Here is a 2,159-nt window from a genome sequence, read left to right as displayed (position 1 = left end):
TGCGCTGCTATGTGCCCTCCAGCCGCTTGAATCAGTGTCGGCGACGGTTGAGCGGATCGCCTGCTGGTCGCGGGACGAGCCGCCGGGCCCGGTCGGGCGCGGCGGCTGCCGTGTCAGGCGGCGACGGTGACCGGCGCGAGCTCCTGCTCGAAGAAGGCCGTGAGCTCGGCGACGGCCGGGTCGACGTACTCGCGCTTGTCGTACATGTCGACGTGGCTGGCGCCCTCGATCCAGTGCAGGTGTTTGGGTTCCTGCGCGCTGGTGAAGGCCTCGACGCCCATGTGCCTGGTGACGGCCTCGGTGCCGAGGATGATCAGCAGCGGGCGCGGGGCGATGAGGTGGATGAAGCGGAACGGGTCGAAGGCCGCGATGCGGTCGAGGCTGTTCCAGGTGAACTCCTGCGCCGAGCGCGGGTGCTGGGCGCGGTCGGTGCAGTAGTACTCGAAGCCCTCGAAACCGTGCCGGCCGCCCATCGCCCGGGCCTCCTCCGCGGTACCGGGGAAGATCGGGAAGGTGCCGACGCCCTCCCCGGCCGCCTCGGCGGTACGCGCGGCGGCCGCGGCGTCCAGCATCCCCTGGATCACGGCCGGGTCCTGGGTGCCGTCGGCGCCCTCGCGGAACTGGCGGCCGATGTCGGCCCCGCTCACGGTCGCGACGGCGCGGACGCGGTGGTCACCGGCGACGGCCGGGATCACGTAGCCGCCGGAGGCGCAGATGCCGAGCATCCCGATGCGGGCCGCGTCGACCTCGGCGCGCGTGGTGAGGAAGGACACGGCGGCCTTGAAGTCCTCCACGCGGTGCGCCGGGTCTTCCAGTCCGCGCGGCAGCCCGCCGCTCTCGCCCTGGAAAGCGGCGTCGAAGGTGAGGGCGGCGAAGCCCCGCTCGGCAAGCAGGCTCGCGTACAGGCCGGCGGCCTGCTCCTTGACGCCACTGGCCGGGTGRCCGACGACGATSGCRGGGAGTCCCGCCGCGGCGTCCGCGTCGCTCACGGTCTCGGGAAGGTGGAGGATGCCGGCGATCTCGACCCCGGCGCTGTCGAAGGTGACGTTGATGGYGTTCATGGCGCTCAGGTTGCGGCGTCRGGGRCTGCGGCAACAGCGGCAGGTTTCTGCCTGGGAAGAAAACTGCCCTCCCGCACGCGAGCCGGCACGCGAAGAATGGCCGMCATGACCACATCCGCAGATCCGAACGAGCTCGGCGCCTTCCTCAAGGCCCGGCGAGCGGACCTCGACCCGCGGCAGTTCGGCTTCGACGACGGCTYCCGGCGCAAGGTAGCCGGGCTGCGCCGKGAGGAGGTGGCGCAGCTCGCCGCGATCAGCGTCGACTACTACACCCGCCTCGAACAAGGCCGGGTCCAGGCATCCGCCGCTGTCCTGGCCACCCTCGCCCGCGCGCTGCGCCTGGACGACGACCAGCAGAGCTACCTCTACGCCGTCGCGGGCAAAAGCGACAGCCGGCCCCGGCGGCGTCGCCGCCCGCAGCAGCCGCGCCCCGCGATGCGGCGCCTGCTCGCCCACCTCACCAGCACTCCGGCCATCGTGCTCGGCAAGCGCATGGACGTGCTGGCCTGGAATCCCTCCGCGGCAGCGCTCTACCTCGACTTCGACACCGTGCCGGCGACGGAGCGCAACTACGTGCGCCTCGTCTTCACCCACCCTGTGCTGCGCGGGCTGCACGCGGAATGGGAGCACGACGCCCGAGACGCGGTCGCCGCGCTCCGCATGGCAGCCGCCGCCGATCCCGACGACCCGGAACTCGTGCGCCTCGTCGGTGAACTCTCCCTGCAGGACGAGAACTTCCGTACCTGGTGGGCCGAGCGCCGGGTCAACAGCGCCAGCTACGGCACCAAGCAGTACCGGCACGCCCTCGTAGGCGACCTCACCCTCGACTGCGACACCTGGACCGCCCCCGACGGCTCCGGCCAACGCCTCATGGTTCTCACCGCAGAACCCGGCAGCCCCTCCGACGATGCGCTGCGCATCCTGTCCTCCTGGACCGGGCCTGCCGCGGAGTCGACCAAGACAGGGCCACGGCGATGACCGAGTGGAGCCGGCAGCAGCTTGAGAGCCTGGATACGACGTGCTCACTCCTGCTCATGGCCGGCGACGGCGGGACGGACGGCCCGCAAGTCGAGATCGGCATGGTAGTCGTCGGCGGCG

2 protein-coding genes are annotated in these 2,159 nt (G+C 71.8%); one reads left to right on the top strand and one right to left on the bottom strand.

What is annotated here, in order from left to right; genetic code table 11:
* Window positions 1-113: 113 nt before the first annotated feature.
* On the bottom strand, window positions 114-1,061 hold the full coding sequence (locus MB828_RS04060; RefSeq protein ID WP_301646952.1) for an alpha/beta hydrolase: 948 nt from the start codon (window positions 1,059-1,061) through the stop codon (window positions 114-116).
* Window positions 1,062-1,166: 105 nt separating this feature from the next.
* On the opposite strand from MB828_RS04060, the gene MB828_RS04055 reads away from it, so the two are divergent.
* The gene (locus MB828_RS04055; RefSeq protein ID WP_301646951.1) at window positions 1,167-2,039 is read left to right on the top strand and encodes a helix-turn-helix domain-containing protein; all 873 of its coding nucleotides are present in this window, start codon (window positions 1,167-1,169) and stop codon (window positions 2,037-2,039) included.
* Window positions 2,040-2,159 lie beyond the last annotated feature (120 nt).

Source organism: Streptomyces arenae (assembly GCF_022343545.1).
Lineage (GTDB): Bacteria > Actinomycetota > Actinomycetes > Streptomycetales > Streptomycetaceae > Streptomyces > Streptomyces humi.
Note: the sequence above shows the minus strand (reverse complement) of the source record. Positions and strands in the feature narration are given on the sequence as shown.